Origin of the sequence: Pseudomonas sp. HY2-MNA-CIBAN-0224, from assembly GCF_040310285.1 — a bacterium.
In the GTDB taxonomy this organism is placed as follows: domain Bacteria; phylum Pseudomonadota; class Gammaproteobacteria; order Pseudomonadales; family Pseudomonadaceae; genus Aquipseudomonas; species Aquipseudomonas helleri.
Genome location: NZ_JBEOPQ010000872.1, coordinates 1 through 239, shown reverse-complemented (window position 1 = coordinate 239; position 239 = coordinate 1). Strand labels below are relative to the sequence as shown.

1 protein-coding gene is annotated in these 239 nt (G+C 68.6%); it reads right to left on the bottom strand.

Features of this window, described 5'->3' with window-relative positions; genetic code table 11:
* A partial coding sequence (locus AAEZ03_RS28760; protein ID WP_350583407.1) for a hypothetical protein occupies positions 1-239 on the bottom strand: 239 nt, incomplete at both ends.

The following is a 239-nucleotide window of genomic DNA, read 5'->3' as shown; positions in this document are numbered from 1 at the left end:
CTTCGTCGGCGCTCAGCCCGGACGAAGCCTTGCGCGTGCGCCGGCCCCAGCGCCGGATGCGAAATTCGATGGCATGCAACGCGACGATCAACGACAACGCGACAACGCAGGCCGGGACGTAAAACGCGAGAAACTGCGGCCCGGTGTAGTCGAGCACGTCGAGATCCTGCGCCGATGCGCAGGTCGCGGCGACACTGGCGGCGGCCGCCGGCCACACGAGTTTCGGCAGACGGTCGCGC